The sequence below is a fragment of the Pseudomonas amygdali genome (assembly GCF_002699855.1).
Taxonomy (GTDB): Bacteria; Pseudomonadota; Gammaproteobacteria; order Pseudomonadales; family Pseudomonadaceae; genus Aquipseudomonas; species Aquipseudomonas amygdali.
The window spans coordinates 49,848-69,899 of record NZ_LKBW01000321.1; the positions used below are offsets into that span (position 1 = coordinate 49,848).

A 20,052-nucleotide genomic window follows, 5' to 3' on the forward strand; every position below is an offset into this window, starting at 1 on the left:
CCGGTTGGTTTTTAAAACTTTTTCAAAAGTGGTATTGCGATGAGTTCTTCACGCCTGGTCAGTATTGTCATCCCCGCTTACAAACCGGCTTTCTTCGAAGCAGCGCTTGCCAGCGCGCTGCGCCAGAACCACGACGACATCGAGATCATCATCACCGACGACTGCCGTGACGATGGCATCAAGGCTATTGTCGAAAAGCTCAGCCCGAACAGCCGCTGGCCCATTCACTATTTCAAAAATGCAACGCCGCTGGGCGAACCTCACAACATCGCACACGCCATAGCGCGTGCGCAGGGTGAGTACATCAAGTTTCTCTACGACGATGACATCCTTCTCCCGGACTGCGTGCGCCTGATGTTCGATGTCATGCACGACAGCCCGGACATCAAAGTCGTGTCAGCGACCAGAAAGAGGATCGACGCCAACGGCGCTCTGCTGGCAGACAACCTCTACACGGCCTACCCATTCGGCAAAAACGTCGTTCTGAACGGTCCCGAGCTGGTGTCCTTTCTGGCCAGTCACCCGATCAACTTCGTCGGCGAGCCCAGTGCAGTCATGTGTCGTCGCGAAGACCTGCTGGTATTCGGGCAGGACATCATGTCTCTGCAACAGGTGCTGATCTGGGGGCTGGGTGATTTGGCCATGTACGTAAAGCTCTTGCGTCATGGCAACCTGGCGATGCTCGCCCGTCCCCTTTCCTATTTCCGGGTGTCGGATCAGCAGAGCAGCGAGGCATTCAGAAAAGACCCGACCCTGCCTCGCGAAGGTCACGCCAACTTCAGGCGCATTCCCACAGAGCTGGGCTGGGTAAGGCCTGACGAGTTCAATGGCAAGGTCAAGGTTGCTCCGCTGTCACAACGCGACAATATTCAGGAAATGGACCTGCTGGCCTACTTCGACAGAAGGCCCGAAGCCACTGTTCGGAATACCCGTGTCGCCGGCTGGCTGGCTCAGCGTCGACCTACGCCAGCCCAGCATGTGTTGCTTGAAGAGTACCTGCAACAACACAACGGCGGCCCTGCGGTTGCGATTGTCGTGTCGGACTTCAATCAGCAGCCCGAGAGCGTGCTGAGCACGCTGCAAAGCCTGGCGTCCGATGCGCCTCTGCTCGACAAGCTCAAGGTGTTTGTCCTTGCCGACTACGACCGGGAACAGCAGACGCCGCTGCAAGCGCAACTGCCCTGGCGGGATGCCAGCATGGAAAACCGCGCAACAGTCATCAACGCGTTGATGCAGGAAAACGACCAAGCGTGGTGGATCCTGGTTGACGCCGGCACGACGTTCACCTTGAGCGGCCTGCTGTGCGCCGTCATGAAAATGATCGAAACACCCGAAGCCTGTGCAGTGTTCGGCGACGAAGTGACCCTGCATGCGCAGGCAGGTGCTCATCTGGCCTTTCGCCCGGACTTCAGCCTGGATTACCTGCTGACCTGCCCGGCGGCAACCAGCCGCAATTGGCTGTTCAATCGTGAAAAAGCTCTGGAAGTGGGCGGCTTCGACCCAGTCCACGCGCAGGCCATTGAACTCGACCTGATCCTGCGCATGATTGAGGGTTCGGGCTATACCGAATTTGCGCACTCTTGCGAGCCGATGATCATCTCGCCCTTATGGCAGGCGCAGGAGAACTACGATCAGGCGCGCACCGTGCAACGGCATCTGCACGTGCGTGGCTACCCAGGCAGTAAGGTGCATGCGCTGGAATCGGGACTTTACCGGATCAATTACGGCCATGCCGAACATCCTCTGGTCTCCATTCTCGTCACCTCGCAGGATCAGCTCGAAACGCTGCTGCCCTGCGTAGAGAGCATTCTGGAAAACACGACATATCCGCACTATGAAATTCTGATCTGCGACAACAACAGCCAGTCGGCACAGACCACGCAATGGCTGGCGACCATCGATTCGATGCAGTCGGAGCGGATTCGCATCGTTCGCCACGAACAGGCACTGAGCCCGTCGGCGCTGCTCAACTCCGCAGCCGAACACGCGCTGGGCGACTATCTTGTGATGCTCGACAGCCACGCCCTGATCATTCAGCAGGACTGGCTCAACCACCTGCTCAACCACGCACTGCGCCCTGAAGTAGGTGTTGTCGGCGCGAAACTCATTTCGACGGATGGCAATGTCGTGCAGGCCGGCATCATCATGGGCCTCAATGGCACCGCGGCCACCGTCACTGCCAGCGACATCGCAGGATCTGCGAGCGATGCGCAACGTCTGGAAACAGATCAGAACTACAGCGCTGTCAGCGGCTCCTGCCTGATGATTCGCAAGTCCGTGCATGAAGAGGTGCAAGGCCTGGACGAGCACTTGTTCCCCCTGCACTTCAATGACGTGGACCTGTGCTTAAAGACACGCAGCACCGGGCATCTGGTCGTCTGGACACCGCACGCCATCGTCGCGCTGCGCCCGGACGACGCACAGAGCGACGCTGAAGCACTGGACTTCGCGACGCGCGCGCTCTACCACCGCTGGCTGCACTACATGGCCTGGGACCCTGCATACAACAAGAATCTGACGCTGACTGACAGTTTCGTTGCCCAGAGCAACCCGCAACTGAGCTGGCGGCCATTGACCCACCGTCCACTGCCGGTGGTCCTTGCTCTGCCCTGCAATCATGCGGCTGCCGGCAATCGCATCAGCACCGCGCTGCAAAGCCTGAGCGCCGAGCGCGAGACAGACGGCATCATCAGCCATGCGCCGCTTCCATTCGTGGAAATTTCCAGACTCAGCCCGGATACGGTGGTTATCCAGGGGCCAGTAAACGAAAGCCTGATTGCCAGCATCAACGCGATCAAGGACCACACCAATGCCTGGGTGGCCTACGACCTGCCGCACTACCCGGCGTACGCTGAAATCGACAAGAGCGCTGTGCCACTCGCAACAGTGCAGGCCTCCCTGCGCCACGGGCTGGCGCGGGCAGATCTGATCACAGTCCCCACAACAGCGCTGGTGGAGCTGCTGGAGGGCTCACACCCCAACGTTCAGGTGATTGAAACCCGACTTGCGCCTGAGCCATGGCGCAATCTGCAAAGCCAGCGCCAGACTCGCCCCAGACCTCGTGTAGGTTGGGTAGGCACGGCGGCAGAAACGGGCGACCTGCTGATTCTGTCAGAAGTCATCAAGGCGCTGGCAGACCGTGTGGAGTGGGTCATCATGGGACCCTGCACGCGCTGGCTACGCCCTTATATTCATGAACTGCGTTCGCCCGTGGAGGGCACTTTGTTCCCCGGGACGCTGGCCAGTCTGAACCTGGATCTGGTGTTGGCGCCTGCAGAATCCAACCTGATCAATACGAGCAAAAGCCCGGTGGCCCTGCTGGAGTTCGGTGCCTGCGGTTTTCCAGTCATTTGCAGTGATGTGCTCAGCGTGCCTGAAGACCTGCCCGTCACTCGGGTGGAAAACGAGACGAATGCCTGGGTCAGTACCATCGAGCAACACATTGAGCAGTTGGATGAGTGCGCACGCAAGGGCGATGCCTTGAGACAGGCTGTCGTTGATAACTGGATGCTTGAGGCCGATCACTTGCAAGCCTGGCGCGATGCATGGCTGAAGGGCTGATCAGAAAGGATTAAAACCAACAACAAGCTCTGCGTCCGGGCGGTGACGCAGAGCGATGATGTTTACCAGTGTATGACGCACGCCCCCCACGAATACCCCACCCCGAACCCGACCGCAGCAACCCGGTCGCCCGGTTTCAGCGTACCGCGGTTCAAGGATTCCTTCAGCGCAATGGGAATGGTGCACGACACCGTATTGCCACAGTGCTGGAAGGCAGAAACGAACTTCTCGACCGGCAACTTCAGACGCCGACGCAGGGCATCCAGCATGAAGTGGTTGGCCTGATGAAACACGAACAGATCGACATCGGCCACACCCAGTTCGTCATCGAACAACGACGCGAACAACTGCGGTACGCGGGTCATGGAAAACTCGAAAATCGCCGGGCCATTCATGTACAGGTGTGCATCGGTACGCACGCTGCCACCGTCATCCTGATACTCGGCAGGCTGAAGGTTTTCCGCCGAGGGCCTTCGCGCACCACCAATCGGGACCATCAGGTTTTCCGCCCCGGAGCCGTCACTGCCATAACGAAAACGTTCCAGGAAAGGCCCGCCCTCAGTCGCGCTGAGCAGGGTCACGGCCGCGGCATCACCGAACAGGGTACGAACACTTTTGTCCTGCGGATGAATGTAGCGGCTGTAGGTTTCCGCCGTCACCAGTAACACATTCCGGCATTGCCCTGACTCGATCAACCCTTTGGCGATGCCAAGTCCGTAAATGTAGCCTGAACAGCCCTGATTGAAATCGAAGGCGGCGCAGTGGGTGGGGAGCTGCAAGCGGTGCTGCAGAATGCAGGCGGTGGCGGGCAATACATAATCCGGGCTTTGCGTGCAGTAAATCAACGCGTCTACTTCGCTGCGCTGAATATCTCCGTTGAGAAACAACTTCTCGCAGGCGCGGTACGCAAGGTCGGACGCAGTTTCATCCTTGTCGATGATGCGCCGCTCGCCAATACCGGTCTTCGAGAAGATTTTCTCGACATCCCATTCGGGAAATTCGCGCGCCAGTGTTTCATTGTCCAGCGAATGAGCAGGCAGTTCATATTCTATGTTCACGATCCTGGCATGAGCGCCCATGAGCGTTACCCCGATATGCGTGTGGCAGGTACACCGAATACTGTAGTGCCAGCGGCGACATTGCGTATTGCAACGCTACCCGCTCCGACCACAGCCTGTTTGCCGATCCTTACCTTTGGCAGGACGCTGGCATACGTCCCCATGAAAACACCCTCCTCCAGCACGACACCGCCAGTGATATCGCAATGCCCGCTCAAGGTGGAGAAGTCGCCGATGTCTGCGTCATGCCCCACCAGACAGCCAATATTGAGGGTTACAAATGCGCCGATGCGAAGATCGACCGTGAGCACCGTTGAAGGACAGATCACCGCACCCTGGCCAATGGAAACATTTTCGCCAATGATGACCGAGGGGTGAATGAGGGTGAAAAATTGCGCGCCCCTGGCAAGGAGTTTTTCCACGACCAGGCGCTTGCCGCTCGGGTCGCCGATCGCACAGACCAGATACTCTTCGGGCTTTGGCTGGTAGCCGTCCACCGTCGAAACGACAGGCGGATAATGGTCGAAGCGCTCGGTTGAGCCCGGGCCGTCATTGATGAATCCGGCGATGAGCCATCCCGGATTGTTCTCCACCCAATCCGTCAGCCAAGCATGCACTTCACGGCCGAAAGCGCCGGCACCTACGATGAGCAATCTATTGGCATTCATTGCGCCAGGTATCCTCCATCCACAACCATCGCTGTTCCGGTCACCCAGCGAGCCGCCGGAGACAACAGGTAATTGACCGCATAGGCTATGTCCAGCGGCTCACCAAACCCCAGCGGGTGTTTCTGCTCAACCACGGCCATGGAATCGATACCGACCAGATCTTCAAGCTTGCGGGTCATTTCGGTTCGCACTATGCCCGGCGCAATGGCATTGACCCTTATTCCGTCTCTGGCCAGTTCAAGTGCCGCAGCGCGGACCATCGATTCCACTGCGCCTTTACTGGCGCAGTAGGCCATCAGGGAAGGCTGGGCGGCCTGAGCCATCACCGATGAAAGCAGAACAATACTGGTCCCTTGAACGAAGACGCCTTTCTGCCTGAATGACTTTATCAGCGAAAAGCCAGAGGTCACGTTGGTGGCAAACACCATTTCCCATTGCTCGATTGCCAGGGCTCGAATCGGTAGCGGCATCTGTACACCGGCAGCATGCACCAGCCCGTCGAAAGGCCCGTAGGTGCTGGCCAGGGTTTTCATCCAGGCCGGGACTGCGTGCCCGTCAAGCAAGTCAAAAGGCTCGACCCCGTGACTCTCACCGTGAAGCTGGCGCCTTGTTGCTTCAAGCCGTTCGGTGTTCCTGGCAACCAGTACCACCCGGGCGCCCTGCTGGCTCAGCCATATCGCAACCTGGCTGCCGATGCCGGAAGAGGCACCTGTGACCATGATCAATTTGCCGCTTAATGAAAACGGATTACTCACCACCCAACGTTCCTCTTCAGGGCTGACCGGCACCGCCTGGAAAACCCCTGATCGCTTATGACTCTGTAACGAGACCGATGACGTCATCCACACTCTTACAAGCGTTGAGACGGTTGGCCGACAGGTTCTTATCCAGCCGTTCATTCGCAAGCGACATGAAGGTCAGGACCGCAATGGAGTCCCAATCCAGACTTTGTCCTTTGCTCAAGGTGCCTTCGCCTGCTTCCATCGCTTCTTCGATCAGCTTAAGTACTTTGTCTTCCATCTCGATGCTCCCGGACAGCCTACTATTGGATTAAAACGCGCGCCGACCAAAGCCTGCGCCTGACAGGACGTTAGCAATAATCGAACCAAGCCATTGAGCACACGGGGAAGCCCCTGTTATCGGGCTGGACAGGGGCAAAAGGCAGGCATTGAGGACACGAAAGTCAAAAACATGACAGGCTTATCGACAACGGGATAACGCAAGTGCGCGGCACCGCGTCAATATAATGCTGGTGCGCGGCTGTCTCATATTTCGCAGCAATTGCAGTTCGGGTTTCAGGGCAGATAAATGCTGAACATTCCCCCGCCCAGCACGCCGCCGTTGGCGATTTCGATTCGCCCGCGCATGCCGTTGCGCACATGCAGCCGGGCAATGTGCGCAGCAAAGTACAAGCCCAGGCCGGTACTGCCACTGCCCTGATTGATGCCCTGCACGTAATCGGTCTGCTGATCGATCAGATAGGCCGGATAGCCTGGGCCGTCATCGTTGATGGTGATTTTCAGTTGACCGCCTTCTTCACCGATGCTGATCACGATCTGCTCGCGGGCAAAGCCGATGGCATTGACGATGATATTGCCGACCACCGAGCCCACTAGTTCACGGTCAAAAAAGCCCAAGGGGCTCATGTCATCGATTTCATAGCGCGCGGCGATACCGCGGCTGGCCAGCACGTCCTGATGGTGCGCCAGCTGCGCTTCGATGAAATCGTCCAATTCGTGGTAATCCGGACGCAACGGCAGTTGGTTGACGCCGAGTTTGTATAGGCCCAGCAGCTGCACGAGCATGCCGTTGAGGTTGGCGAACTCATAGTCGATGACGCCCTGTTCCGGCATGTCACGCTGATGGCCGGAAAGCTTCGCCAGCCACTCGCTGTGCGCCTGTGTCAGGGTCGCCAGCGAGTTTTTCATGTCGTGCACGGTGGAGGCGATCACCATGGAAAAGTCGAGGCCCTGCTCTGTCTCTTCACTCATGCGCCAAACGCCCTCTCCCTGAGTTTCTGGTAACGCTCATAACGCGGATCACTTTCCGGAATCTTGCCCAGCACGGTCAGGCTGGCACGGCACTCGTCAATGCCGGCCTGCCCGAGGCTCTGCCCCGGATGAAGCAGCGACTGCACCATGTTCAGCACAATACTGATGTTCTTCGGCTGCAAGCCCAGGGCGCTGCGGAAAAACGCCTGTGCCTCGGTGAGGTTTCCGGCCTTGTAACTGCGCACGCCTTGCAGGTTGAAATCGACGGCAGCCTTGCTGGCTCCCAGAATCGCGGGATCGTCGGTCATGCTGGCGACGCTTTTCATCACCGCCGGATCATCGCCATAGGCTTCAGCACAGCTCTTCAGAACACTGGCGCCCGCTTCTTCCTGCCCCAGCTTCTTGAGCTGCGCAGCCACCATCAGGGCGGCATCGGCACTGAGCACCTGCTCCATGCCATCGAGCCTGGCCATCGCCTGTTCGGTGAGCTTGGCTGCGGTTTCCGGGTCCGAGTGCTGCAGGCTGGCAGCCTTCATCAGGCGGGTGCGCACTTGCAGACCTTCGTCGTCGGTGTGTTCCTTGGCAACGTCGACAAGGGCGTTGTTGATCTCGACACGCGTGCGCGCATCCAACCCCTGCTCGCCGCCCTTGCTGATCAGAGCATGTGCCAGACCCAGGTTGGTTTCCGGGTCCTTGAAGCGCGAATGCTGGCCTTGGGAAACCGCCTGGCGATAGGCTTTGGAGGCACTTTCAAAATCCTCGTTGCCCAGCGCCAGCTTGCCCAGCAGCTTCTGTCGACGGACTGCCAGAGGCGACAGGCGCACAGCGCTTTCCAGCACCGTCTGCGCCCGCTTGGCATCGCCAAGCGCCACCAGCACATCAGCCAGGCCATCGAACAGCGCCGGCATGGCCGGAAACGCCTTGATTGCCTGTTCATAGACGGCCTGCGCTTCGGCAGTCTTGCCGCGTTTCAGCAGCAGACTGCCCAACGCGCCGTAGGCCCACGGCGTGGCACGATCAGCCAGAATGGTCTTGAGAAAAGCTTCCAGTGGCTCGTTCTGCTTCAGGTCCCGCAAGGCATCCGCCTTGTAGCGCAAGCACAACGGCGCATAACGCGGGTCCTGCTCGATCAGCTTGTTGCACGCGGCCAGCACCTCGGCCGGTTTGCGCCGGTCGAGGGCCTGCAGAATCGGCTTGAGCAAGGTCTTGCGCTGCACCAGCTTTTCCAGGCGCTGGGCCAGCCCGGCACGGTTGAACGGCTTGGTCAGGTAACCGTCCGGCTCCCACTCAAGCGCACTCATGACCATCGCCTGACTGTTTTCGGCGGTGACCATAATGAACACGCTTTCGTAGCTCAACAGCCGCTCGATCATCAAATCTTCCAGCACCTGCTTGCCATTCTTGCGGCCATCACCCAGATTGAAGTCATGCAATACGAAGTCATAACGCTTTTGCGAGCACATGCGCAGCGCCTGCTCGCCGGTGTCGGCGGTATCCACTTCCTTGACGCCCAGTTCACGCAGCATCGACCGCACTGAACTGCGAAAGTCAGAGAAGTCATCAACGATAAGAAAGCTTTTTTGGTTGTACGCCAGCATCCGGATTCCTGCACAGGAGAGGGTGAAAATATGAGACCCACGGCCTGAAAACCACTCAGACCAGACTCGGCAGCCCATTTTTCAGGACGCACATAATAAATGATGGCAACATGCCATAATACAGTTCGCCGTTGCCGCCCTCCCCGCAACAAGCCACGCGGTTCAGGGCAACACTCAGTTTTTCGACCATACGGGCAGAAACTGTAGAACGAACATCAACTTCGCGCATTGTCCGGGCGGCAGGCATGCAGACATTTTGCGAGCTGGATCGTAATTGCAGGAGCAGGAAGGGAGTTTTAGCGAGGCTCATCACCTTTCGTTCATGCCAGCGCGCGGCGCCGGCATGAGCAGCTGTTTCGGGCAGGTTTACACCCAGCCATCGTTCTTCTTGCGACCCTTGGTCAACGCCGGAAGGATCAGACCCACCAGCAGGCCTGCACCGGCAATGCTGCCGCCATAAACCATGTAGCGCATCATTACCTGCTTGTTCTCGTCGCCGAGCCGCGCCTGAGTGGCACGCAACTCGGCCTGAGAATCAGCCAGTTGATCGTTAAGGGTCTTGGTGCGGGCTTCCAGTTCGTCGACCAGTTTCTTGCGCGCATCAAGAGTCTCTTGCATGCCTTGCACACGGGTCTTCCAGGTATTGTCGATGCCTGCCAGTTGATCGGTCAGTTCGCTGACCTGCTGGGTCAGTTGCGGCACACGCTCGGCCTGACCAGGCACCTCCTGCAGGTCAGTGCTGGGGATCCACACCGTGGAACCGCCTTCGCCGCGCACCTGGCTGAACTTGCCCGAAGAGCTGAGCAGCTCGACCTTCTGCCCGGATTTCAGCGTCCCCACAATCCGATGATCATCGGTTGGTCCGCTGCGTACGTAGGTGGTGAGGCTGTCGCTGACCCAGCGATCGCTGCCTGCGGCCTGCGCGTTGCCAGGAACGACAACGGTCAATGCAGCGCCAAACAGGCCTGCGCCGAGCAAGCGACGCGAAACAGCGAACAGGCCAGGGGCTCGGGAAAGAAGTGCGGAGAAATGACGAGACATGGCGATAATTATCTTTATCTGAAATGAAAATAAAGCCTCGTTTAACGGGCCGGCTAAGGATGGGAGCGGCAGGCGATCAAAGGTTTTGCAACTCCTGCCCGGACGGAATGTCTGCCTATCAGGCGCGCTTAAAAAGCACCTGATTATCCCTTTCGTGCAGGCCGTCCAGAAAGTCCATCAGCTAACAGACTCCGTTAACGGGGTCAGGTTCACTATTGCCCGTTGTCCGCGTCAAAATTCAGCCGCGCGGTCATGCCGGGCAAGTGCCTGCTTTCAAAAGAATTCGCTTGCCGATTCAATCCTGCGATGGCGCACAAAGGCTCAAACAGGGGACGTCTGCGGTCCGGCGTTTGCTTTCCCGGCCAAGTGCTGTAGAAAAGGCTCCACAGGGGTGAATGTTCTCAATGTTCACCATCCTGATGCTCGACTGCATCGCTCTAATGGAAAATAGAATGATCCCAAGACAAGTGATTAACGCCACCGTAAGTCCGAAAGGCAGCCTTGAAACCCTGTCCCAGCGTGAAGTGCAACAACTCAGCGCGGCCGGTTCAGGCAGCACCTACACCCTGTTTCGCCAGTGCGCCCTGGCCATTCTCAATACTGGCGCCCACGTCGATAACGCCAAGACCATTCTTGAGGCGTACGAAAGCTTTGAAGTACGAATTCATCAGCAGGATCGCGGTGTGCGCCTGGAGCTGCTCAACGCTCCGGCCGATGCGTTTGTCGATGGTGAAATGATCGCCAGCACCCGCGAGATGCTGTTCAGCGCCCTGCGTGACATCGTTTACACCGAAAGCGAACTGGACAGCCAGCGCATCGACCTGAGCAATTCTCAGGGCATCACCGATTACGTGTTCCACCTGCTGCGCAATGCCCGTACGCTGCGCGCTGGCGTAGAGCCGAAGATGGTGGTGTGCTGGGGTGGTCACTCGATCAACACTGAAGAATACAAATACACCAAGAAAGTCGGCCATGAACTGGGCCTGCGCAGCCTGGATATCTGCACCGGCTGCGGCCCTGGCGTAATGAAAGGCCCGATGAAGGGCGCGACTATTGCCCACGCCAAGCAACGCATTGTCGGCGGGCGCTATCTGGGCCTGACCGAGCCGAGCATCATTGCGGCCGAAGCACCCAACCCGATCGTCAACGAGCTGGTGATCCTGCCGGACATCGAAAAACGTCTCGAAGCCTTCGTGCGCGTTGGCCACGGCATCATCATCTTCCCCGGTGGCGCAGGCACGGCTGAAGAATTCCTCTATCTGCTTGGCATTCTGATGCACCCGGACAACAAGGACGTACCGTTCCCGGTAATCCTGACCGGTCCGAAAAATACCGAGCCGTACCTGCAACAGTTGCACGCGTTCGTCGGTGCCACGCTGGGTGAAGAAGCGCAGCGTCATTACCAGATCATCATCGACAACCCGGCAGACGTCGCCCGGCAGATGACTCAAGGCCTGAAAGAAGTGAAGCAGTTCCGCCGCGAGCGGAATGACGCGTTTCACTTCAACTGGCTGCTGAAGATCGAGGAAAGCTTCCAGCACCCTTTCGATCCCACTCACGAGAATATGTCGAAACTGCAACTGAACCACGACGTGCCCACTCACGAGCTGGCCGCCAACCTGCGCCGGGCGTTTTCCGGGATTGTCGCGGGCAACGTCAAGGACAAGGGCATTCGCCTGATCGAGGAGCACGGTCCTTATCAGATTCAAGGCGATCCTTCGATCATGGGGCCGCTGGACAAGCTGCTGCAGGCGTTTGTCGATCAGCACCGGATGAAGTTGCCCGGTGGCGCGGCCTACGTGCCGTGTTATCAGGTCGTGGCCTGATCCCACGGCAATAACCGGCAGGCAAACGGGGCGCCCTTGAGCGCCCCGTTTCTATTTCTGCTGACGAAACGCTTTGGGCGACTGCCCGGTGGCGCGTTTGAAGAAGCGCGAAAAATAAGCGGGTTCGGAAAACCCGAGGCTGTCGGACACCTGATTGATGGTCATGGTGGTGTAGATCAGGTTGCGCCTGGCCTCCAGCAACAGCCGCTGGCTGATGATCTGCAAGGCCGACTGGTTGCACAGGCGCCGACACAGCGAATTCAAATGCGCGGCGCTGATGCCCATGGCCTGCGCATGCTGGTGAATGGACCAGCACGTTGATCAATGAATGCAGCATCAGATCGCGACCAGCCCTGGGCTGCCGGTACTCACGGGCGATGGCGCTGAACAGCGTATCAACGTAATGGCTGTCCGCCCCTAGCTCGTAACACCGTGTCGTGCGCATTGCCGAGCTGTCGAGTGCCGTCTCAAGCTGCTCCACCAAGGGTTTGGCCAGACTGAGAATGTGCCCCTGAATATCTTCGGCAAACCTGAAGGTGTGCACGCTTAACGCCGGAACCACCTGCAGCGAAGGTGTCTCGACCTCGGTGACCACATCCTCGACCTTGAGCATCGCCCTGCCGGACTGCACATACAGCAACTGCACCAGATCTCCATGGCGATGCGGCTTGATCTCCCATTCGTGCATCTTGCTGCGCTCGGGGATCGACTCGCAATGGATCAGGTCCGGGGTCGGCCAGGCCGCGGTTTCCCCGTAAAGCTTGAACACCGGTATCGTTGCAGTGGCAGGTCTGGCCATGTGTTCTTCTCCCGTCCGGACCCTCGAAAAGTCCAGATAATGCGTCGAATATTGCCTTCTTATCTCGATGGCATCCATTAAAAATGCAGGAGACAAAAACAATCATATCCCGCTGATGACACTTGGCAGGGATCAAAAACAGGACCATCGCCATGAAAACCCAGGTTGCCATTATCGGTTCAGGCCCTTCAGGGCTGCTGCTGGGCCAACTGCTCCAGCGTGCCGGCATCGACAACGTGATTGTCGAGCGCAAGGACCCCGATTACATCCTCTCGCGCATCCGCGCCGGCGTGCTTGAGCAAGGCATGACCGACCTGTTGCGTGAAGCAGGCGTCAGCGAACGAATGGACGCCGAAGGCTTGATTCATGACGGTTTCGAGCTGGCCTTCGACGGGCGCTGTGAGCGCATCGACCTGAAAACCCTGACCGGTGGCAGAACCGTGATGGTCTACGGCCAGACTGAAGTCACCCGCGACTTGATGGCCGCGCGCGCAGCAGCAGGTGCGATGACTGTCTATGACGCGTCTGACGTGAACATCCACGATCCAAAGACCGACAGTCCCTATGTGACGTTCGTGAAAGACGGCGAAACCGTGCGCCTGGACTGCGACTACATTGCCGGCTGCGACGGTTTCCATGGTGTATCGCGGCAATCGATCCCGTCTGAAACGCTGAAAATCTTCGAGCGCGTTTACCCGTTTGGCTGGCTCGGCGTGCTGGCCGACACGCCGCCGATCAACGAAGAGCTGGTCTACGCCAATCACCCGCGTGGCTTTGCCCTGTGCAGCATGCGCTCGGCCATTCGCACCCGCTATTACGTGCAGGTCAGTGCCGAAGAGAAAGTCGAAGACTGGTCGGACGAACGCTTCTGGACCGAGTTGAAAGCCCGTCTGCCCGAGCATCTGGCAGACCGCTTGGTGACCGGCCCGTCCATCGAGAAAAGCATCGCACCGCTGCGCAGCTTCGTGGTTGAACCCATGCAGTACGGTCGCCTGTTCCTGCTCGGCGATGCTGCGCACATTGTCCCGCCTACCGGCGCCAAGGGACTGAACCTGGCGGCCAGTGACGTCAGCACGCTGTACCGGATTCTGCTCAAGGTTTACCGCGAGGGCCGCACCGACCTGCTGGAAAAGTATTCGCAAATCTGCCTGCGCCGCATGTGGAAGGCCGAGCGCTTCTCCTGGTGGATGACCTCGGTGCTGCACAACTTCCCCGACACCGATGCGTTCAGCCAGCGCATCCAGCAGACCGAACTGGACTACTACGTCGGCTCGCAAGCCGGGCGCAGGACCATTGCGGAGAATTATGTGGGCTTGCCGTATGAGGCGATTGAGTAGCGTATTTCACCTATTGCGTATGAGGACGCAGAGCGTCCTGAAAAGCATGCCGACGCCGAGCGTCGCACGATAGCGGTAGTGAGCTCTGCGTCCGGTCTTGAGCAGCGTCGCCAAGAGGATGCGCAGCCATGCAATGCAATGCAATGCAATGCACGCCAGCGCAGAGCCCTGCGTTGTGCAATCACACAACGCACGCCCTCCACAGCCGTGCAAAACCCCAAAGCGTTTTCATGGGCACCACCCTATGATCGGCAGTGCACCTGACAGCTCCATAGCTGCATAAAAACAACAAGCACAGAGGAACACACGCCATGACCGCTACCTCGACCCACGAGGCGGGCGACGCTGACGGCAATCATGTCTACCGTCGCATCACGCTGCGCCTTATCCCGTTTATCTTCATCTGCTACCTGTTCAATTACCTGGACCGCGTGAATGTCGGTTTCGCCAAGCTGCAGATGCTCGACGCCCTGAGTTTCAGCGATACGGTCTATGGCCTCGGTGCCGGTATCTTCTTCATTGGCTACGTGCTGTGCGGCTTGCCCAGCAATCTGGCGCTGAACCGCTTCGGGCCGCGCCGCTGGATCGGCCTGATGATGATTACCTGGGGCATCTTCTCGACCTGCCTGCTGTTCGTCACCACGCCAGTCGAGTTCTACGTCCTGCGCTTTCTGACCGGCATGGCAGAGGCCGGCTTCTTCCCCGGCATCGTGTTGTACCTCTCGCGCTGGTATCCGAACCAGCGTCGCGGACGGATCATGGCACTGTTCATGTCGGCCATTCCGGTCTCCGGACTGCTGGGCGGTCCGTTTTCCGGCTGGATCCTTAACCATTTCGCCGCGGGTCAGGGCGGCATGGCGGGCTGGCAGTGGATGTTCCTGATTCAAGGCCTGCCGACCGTGGCGCTCGGTGTGCTGGCGTTCGTTCTGCTGTGTGACAAGGTCGAGGACGCACGCTGGCTGACGCCTGAGCAGCGCCAGCGGGTCAAGACCGATATCACCAACGATGAACTGAGCCGTCCGGTGCAGGGTAAAAGCTCGGTGGCTTCGGTGCTGAGCATGCCGTTCATATGGATTCTGGGCTTTATCTATTTCTGCATTCAGAGCGGTGTCTACGCAATCAACTTCTGGCTACCGTCAATCATCAAGAACCTCGGTTTCAGCGATGCCCTGGTGATCGGCTGGATCAGCGCCGTGCCTTACCTGATGGCAGGCGTGTTCATGCTGCTGGTCGGCCGCTCCGCCGACCTGCGCAATGAGCGTCGTTGGCATTTGGTGGTGCCGATGCTGATGGGCGCCACGGGCCTGATCATCGCCGCCAACTTCGCGACAGTGCCCATCATTGCCATTCTCGGCCTGACCATCGCGACCATAGGTGCCCTCACCAGCCTGCCAATGTTCTGGCCCTTGCCAACCGCACTGCTCAGCGCCAGCGTTGCAGCGGGCGGGCTGGCGCTGATCAACTCGATCGGCCAGATGGCAGGTTTCCTCAGCCCGTATCTGGTGGGCTGGATCAAGGACCAGACCGGCTCGACCACTCTGGCGCTGTACTCGCTGGCCGCGCTGACCATCGTCGGCAGCCTGGTGGCCTTGCGGGTCAGTCGTCAATCGGCAGGCAAGGTTGCGGCGACCGCCTGAACTTAACCACACCGCTCTCTTGAGCCAGGCCATGTGCCTGGCTTTTTGATTGAACCTATCACTTTCAGGTAGAAACCCTACCCAAACATGAAAAAAACGATCAGAACGCTTGCCAGCAATGATTGATTCAATCATTATCGTTTTACTAAAAATAAAACGAGAACCTGGCCATGCAATTTCGCGGCATCATTCCAGCTCTGGTCACACCCTTCACCGCTGATCAGCAACTCGACGAGCAAGCCCTGCGCAATCTGATCGAAAACCTCCTGAATGCAGGCGTTCACGGGCTTTTCGTACTGGGCACCAATGGCGAATTCTTCACCCTTTCCGAATCGGAAAAACTCAAAATCGCTCGAATCACTGTCGAAGCCGTGGCAGGACGTGTGCCGGTTGTGGTCGGTACCGGCGCGTTCGCCACGCACGAAGTGATTGAAATGAACAAAAAGATGATTGATGTGGGCGCAGATGCCCTGTCGATCATCACGCCGTACTTCAATGCCATCAGCCAGTCCGAACTGATCAAGCACTACACCGCCATCGCCGACGCTGCCGAGCTGCCGCTGATGATGTACAACATCCCGGCCAAGACCGGCATGTCGATCGGCATCGGTGCCGTGGCAACCCTCAGCCAGCATCCGCAGATCAAGGGCATCAAGGACAGCGCCGGCAATTTCGACGCACTGGTGCAGATGATGCAGTACCGCAGCGACGACTTTGCGGTGTTCGCCGGAACCGACTCGCTGATCTACTGGAGCCTGCTGGCTGGCGGTGACGGCGCTATTGCCGCAACCGCCAACGCCGTGCCGGAGGTGGTCATGTCGATCTGGAACAACTTCCAGTCAGGCAACCACGAAGCGGCCCGTGCCGCGCAGGAAGCCCTGCGCCCGCTGCGCGATGCCTTCGCGCTGGGCACCATGCCGGTGGTGCTGAAAACCGCAACGCAACTGCTCAATGTCCCGGTCGGCCCGTGCCGTGCGCCCGTGCAGCCGCTCGATGCCGCCGCACTGGAAAAACTCCAGAAGCTGCTGGCCGTCTACCGCCAAGCCTGAGGTAATCGCGATGTCTGCTACTTACCACTTCCAGACTGTGAAACATGTGCTCCACGGCCCCGGCAGCCTCGACCTGCTGAGCGAAAAACTGCCGCTGCTCGATGTGCCGGTCAAAAGCGTAATTCTGGTTACTCAGAACGCCATGCATAACCTGGGGGTTACCCAGCGCGTCACCGAGCAACTCAGTGCGCAGAATATCCGTGTTCACATGCTTGATAACGTCGAAATCGAACCGACGCTGGAGAATATCGAGCGGGTATTCCGCGAGGATGTTGCGCCGCACGCCCCGGACGCCCTGATCGCGATTGGTGGGGGCAGCGTGCTGGATGCCGCCAAGCTGTTCGCCGTCATGCTGACCAACGACACGCCGCTCAGAGACCTGCTGGGCATCGACAAGGTGACTCACCCCGGCAAGCCTATGGTGCTGGTCCCGACCACGTCCGGTACGGGGTCGGAAGTGACGCCCAATGCCATCGTCACTCTGCCCGATGAAGAACTGAAGATAGGCGTCGTCAGCCGTCATCTGCTGCCGACGCTGGTCATTCTCGACCCGCTGCTGACCCTCAGCCTGCCGCGCCCGATCACCGCCGCGACCGGCATGGATGCCTTCACCCACTCGCTGGAGTCCTTCATCTCCACCAAGGCCAACCCGATCAGCGATGCGTTTGCGCTGGAATCGATGCGCCTGATCGCAGGCAGCATTGTCGAAGCCTGGCAACAACCGGAATCGGTTCGCGCACGTGGCGACATGCTGCTGGGCTCGATGTATGGGGGCCTGGCGCTGACCGCCGCCGGAACCGCAGCGGTGCATGCACTGGCTTACCCGCTGGGTGGCAAGTTTCACGTCACCCACGGCGTGGCCAACGCCATGCTGTTGCCTCACGTGATGGCTTTCAACCTGGACAGCTGCGCCGAACGCCTCAAGCGTGCGGCACTGGTCTGCGGCGTGGCACAGCAGGACGACAGTAACGAGACCGCTGCCCACAAGCTGATCGGACAGATTCGCCAATGGACCCAGGTGCTGAACATCCCACAGAACCTGCGTGAATTCGGGGTTGCCGAAGAGCATCTGGCGGACATGGCGGTAGCGGCTTCCAAGGTCACACGCCTGATGACCAACAACCCCAAAGTCCTCAGCCTGGATGATATCCAGCAACTGTATCGGTGCCTGCTGCCATGAGCCGCGCCGAATTTCCGGGCCTGCTGATCATTGCTGACGACCTGTCGGGGGCAGCCGATTGCGCAGCGGACTTTGCTTCACGGATCGACACTCATGTGGTCCTGACCGGCAATGCCAAAGACTTGTCGGGGGTGATCGCCATTGATGCCGACTCACGTCGCCTTGACCCGCAACAGGCCGCCGAACAGAACCGCGCAGCCCTGCAACAGCAATCCCGAATCGGTATGGCGCTGTACAAGAAAATCGACTCCACACTGCGCGGCAACGTCGCCAGTGAGGTCGATGCCTTGCAAGGCCTGCGCGGCATGGCGCTGGTCGCTCCGGCGTTCCCGGCCATGAAACGCACGACCGTTCAGGGCGTGCAATTGATTGACGGTGTGCCAGTCGATCAGAGCGATGTCTGGCGCAACGAGAACCTGCACGGTACCGGCAACCTGCTGGATCTGTTTGTCGCGCAGGGCCTGCGTACCCAGTGGCTCGGCCTGGACACCCTGCGTGATTCTTCACGGCTCAAAACCACATTGCGCAACGCACTTGAACAGGGTGTGCAGGCGCTGGTCTGCGATGCACAACTGGACAGTGACCTGCTGCAACTGGCCCAGGCATCGGTGGCCTGGCATGACGAACTGTTCTGGGTCGGCTCGGCCGGGCTGGCTCGCCATCTACCGCACGCCTTTGAGCTGGCCGAAGCCTTGCCGATCAAGGTCGAGCCGCGTTCTCCGGTGCTGACCGTGGTGGGCAGCATGTCCCGGCATTCCCAGGCCCAGGCCGACCGGCTCGCACAGGCCAGCAAGCCACTGTGCCTGACACTGCAACCGGCAACGTTACTCAATGAAGATGCGCACGCCGAGCGCTCCGCAGCGCACCTGCAACTCCAACAACACTTGGCTGCCGGGCGAGATGTGCTGGTACGCCTCGATCAACAACAACTCGACCCGGCGCAGGCGGCCATGTTGAGCAACGCCCTGGCGCAGTGGCTGACACCCGCCCTGCCCCATGCCGGTTCAGTGGTAGCCACCGGTGGCGAAACCGCCAGGGCGATTCTGATTGCTGCAGGTATCAAACGCTTGACGCTGTTTGGCGAACTGGCCACCGGCGTGGTTCTGGCCGAGGCCCGACTGGGCAAACACACGCTCAATGTCGTGACCAAAGCCGGGGGGTTCGGCAACCCTGACACCTTACTCACCGCCTGGCAAATGCTCCACGCACCGGCTGCGACCGGCACCCCTTTCAACGAGGAAGCTTCCTATGTCTGAGCGTCTGTCTGAACGTCCCGTCATTGGTATCACCATGGGCGACGCCGCCGGGGTGGGACCGGAAATCATCATGAAAATGCTCACCCACGCCTCGGTGTACGCCACCTGCCGTCCGCTGGTGATCGGCGATGCCCAACGCCTGGAAGACGCCAACCGCATCGTCGGCAGCCAGTTGCGCGTCAACAGCATCGCCAGCCCCGCAGAAGCCCGTTTCATCCAGGGCACGGTGGACTGCATCGATCTGGGCCTGATACCCGCTGACCTGCCCTACGGCAAACTGTCAGCGGTGGCCGGCAATGCAGCCTTCCGCTACATCGAGCGCACCGTGCAACTGACTCAGGCCGGAGAGCTGGACGCCATATGCACCGCCCCGCTGAACAAGGAAGCGCTGCACGCAGGCGGGCATATCTTCCCCGGCCACACCGAAATGCTCGCGCACCTGCTGGGCATCGAAGAAGTCTCGATGATGTTGATGACCCCGACCTTGCGCGTCATTCACGTCACGACGCACATCGGCATCATCGATGCCATTGCGCGGATCGAGCCAGGGCTGGTCAAGCGCACCATAGAACGCGCCTGGGAAACCCTGATCCGCGCCGGTATCGAAAATCCGTTGATCGCGGTGTGCGGCATCAACCCGCATGCCGGGGAAAACGGCCTGTTCGGTTATGGCGAGGAAGCCACAAAGATTCAGCCCGCAATTGATGAACTGCACGCCCGCGGCTGGCGCGTGGAAGGCCCGCTGCCCGCCGACACGCTGTTTTTCCGCGCCGGACGTGGCGACTTCGATGCGGTGGTTGCGATGTACCACGATCAGGGTCACGGCCCGGTCAAGGTCATGGGCCTGGAAGCCGGCGTCAACGTAACCATCGGCCTGCCGGTCATTCGTACCTCGGTAGACCACGGCACCGCCTTCGACATTGCCGGCAAAGGCATTGCCGACGAACGCAGCCTTATCGAAGCCATGCGTCAGGCCGTGGAACTGGCAACCCGTAAACGCGACACCCGCAATTCCATCGCCGTCTGAGGCAGCTGCACTGACAGCAGCGGC

At 59.3% G+C, this 20,052-nt stretch carries 16 protein-coding genes and 1 pseudogene; 8 read left to right on the forward strand and 9 right to left on the reverse strand.

Going from position 1 to position 20,052, the window contains the following annotated elements; translation table 11 throughout:
- The first annotated feature begins 39 nt into the window (after positions 1 to 39).
- Positions 40 to 3,561, forward strand: a complete 3,522-nt coding sequence (locus tag AO277_RS26715) for a glycosyltransferase (RefSeq protein ID WP_044317768.1) — start codon at positions 40 to 42, stop codon at positions 3,559 to 3,561.
- Positions 3,562 to 3,623: 62 nt separating this feature from the next.
- Here AO277_RS26715 and AO277_RS26720 read toward each other — a convergent pair whose 3' ends face one another.
- From AO277_RS26720 to AO277_RS26750, 8 genes are all read right to left on the reverse strand, one after another.
- Positions 3,624 to 4,640 (reverse strand): ketoacyl-ACP synthase III, encoded by a 1,017-nt coding sequence (locus tag AO277_RS26720; protein WP_002554332.1) that lies wholly within the window; start codon positions 4,638 to 4,640, stop codon positions 3,624 to 3,626.
- 5 nt (positions 4,641 to 4,645) lie between these two features.
- Positions 4,646 to 5,287: a dTDP-4-amino-4,6-dideoxy-D-glucose acetyltransferase VioB gene (vioB, locus tag AO277_RS26725; protein WP_044317769.1), complete on the reverse strand. Its 642-nt coding sequence runs from the start codon at positions 5,285 to 5,287 to the stop codon at positions 4,646 to 4,648.
- Positions 5,284 to 6,045: an SDR family NAD(P)-dependent oxidoreductase gene (locus AO277_RS26730; protein ID WP_044317783.1), complete on the reverse strand. Its 762-nt coding sequence runs from the start codon at positions 6,043 to 6,045 to the stop codon at positions 5,284 to 5,286. The genes vioB and AO277_RS26730 overlap by 4 nt, the downstream gene beginning before the upstream one ends.
- 52 nt (positions 6,046 to 6,097) lie before the next feature.
- Complete coding sequence (locus AO277_RS26735; protein ID WP_002554335.1) at positions 6,098 to 6,307, reverse strand: hypothetical protein; 210 nt, start codon at positions 6,305 to 6,307, stop codon at positions 6,098 to 6,100.
- A gap of 275 nt (positions 6,308 to 6,582) precedes the next feature.
- Complete coding sequence (locus AO277_RS26740; RefSeq protein ID WP_044317770.1) at positions 6,583 to 7,278, reverse strand: sensor histidine kinase; 696 nt, start codon at positions 7,276 to 7,278, stop codon at positions 6,583 to 6,585.
- Positions 7,275 to 8,876, reverse strand: coding sequence for a tetratricopeptide repeat-containing response regulator (locus AO277_RS26745; protein ID WP_044317771.1), 1,602 nt, complete (start codon positions 8,874 to 8,876; stop codon positions 7,275 to 7,277). The genes AO277_RS26740 and AO277_RS26745 overlap by 4 nt, the downstream gene beginning before the upstream one ends.
- Positions 8,877 to 8,931: 55 nt before the next feature.
- Positions 8,932 to 9,186, reverse strand: a complete 255-nt coding sequence (locus AO277_RS28350) for a hypothetical protein (RefSeq protein ID WP_143492842.1) — start codon at positions 9,184 to 9,186, stop codon at positions 8,932 to 8,934.
- Positions 9,187 to 9,242: 56 nt separating this feature from the next.
- A complete protein-coding gene (locus tag AO277_RS26750; protein WP_002554338.1) occupies positions 9,243 to 9,917 on the reverse strand; it encodes a TIGR04211 family SH3 domain-containing protein in 675 nt (224 codons plus the stop codon).
- A 452-nt stretch (positions 9,918 to 10,369) separates the two neighbouring features.
- On the opposite strand from AO277_RS26750, the gene ppnN reads away from it, so the two are divergent.
- A complete protein-coding gene (gene ppnN, locus AO277_RS26755; RefSeq protein ID WP_044317772.1) occupies positions 10,370 to 11,743 on the forward strand; it encodes a nucleotide 5'-monophosphate nucleosidase PpnN in 1,374 nt (457 codons plus the stop codon).
- Positions 11,744 to 11,794: 51 nt separating this feature from the next.
- Here the strand turns inward: ppnN and AO277_RS29800 are convergent.
- A pseudogene (locus AO277_RS29800) lies at positions 11,795 to 12,037 on the reverse strand (helix-turn-helix domain-containing protein); the annotation flags it as partial.
- Positions 12,038 to 12,694: 657 nt separating this feature from the next.
- On the opposite strand from AO277_RS29800, the gene pobA reads away from it, so the two are divergent.
- The 6 genes from pobA (at position 12,695) to pdxA (ending at position 20,028) form a co-directional block, all read left to right on the forward strand.
- Positions 12,695 to 13,879, forward strand: coding sequence for a 4-hydroxybenzoate 3-monooxygenase (pobA, locus tag AO277_RS26765; protein WP_044317773.1), 1,185 nt, complete (start codon positions 12,695 to 12,697; stop codon positions 13,877 to 13,879).
- Positions 13,880 to 14,190: 311 nt separating this feature from the next.
- On the forward strand, positions 14,191 to 15,516 hold the full coding sequence (locus AO277_RS26770) for an MFS transporter (protein ID WP_044317774.1): 1,326 nt from the start codon (positions 14,191 to 14,193) through the stop codon (positions 15,514 to 15,516).
- Between the two features lie 170 nt (positions 15,517 to 15,686).
- Entirely contained in the window at positions 15,687 to 16,565 is an 879-nt protein-coding gene (gene dapA / locus AO277_RS26775) for a 4-hydroxy-tetrahydrodipicolinate synthase (RefSeq protein ID WP_044317775.1), read from the forward strand.
- 10 nt (positions 16,566 to 16,575) lie between these two features.
- Positions 16,576 to 17,745: an iron-containing alcohol dehydrogenase gene (locus tag AO277_RS26780; RefSeq protein ID WP_044317776.1), complete on the forward strand. Its 1,170-nt coding sequence runs from the start codon at positions 16,576 to 16,578 to the stop codon at positions 17,743 to 17,745.
- Positions 17,742 to 19,001: a four-carbon acid sugar kinase family protein gene (locus AO277_RS26785; RefSeq protein WP_044317777.1), complete on the forward strand. Its 1,260-nt coding sequence runs from the start codon at positions 17,742 to 17,744 to the stop codon at positions 18,999 to 19,001. The genes AO277_RS26780 and AO277_RS26785 overlap by 4 nt, the downstream gene beginning before the upstream one ends.
- Positions 18,994 to 20,028: a 4-hydroxythreonine-4-phosphate dehydrogenase PdxA gene (gene pdxA, locus AO277_RS26790; protein ID WP_044317778.1), complete on the forward strand. Its 1,035-nt coding sequence runs from the start codon at positions 18,994 to 18,996 to the stop codon at positions 20,026 to 20,028. The genes AO277_RS26785 and pdxA overlap by 8 nt, the downstream gene beginning before the upstream one ends.
- Positions 20,029 to 20,052: the final 24 nt, after the last annotated feature.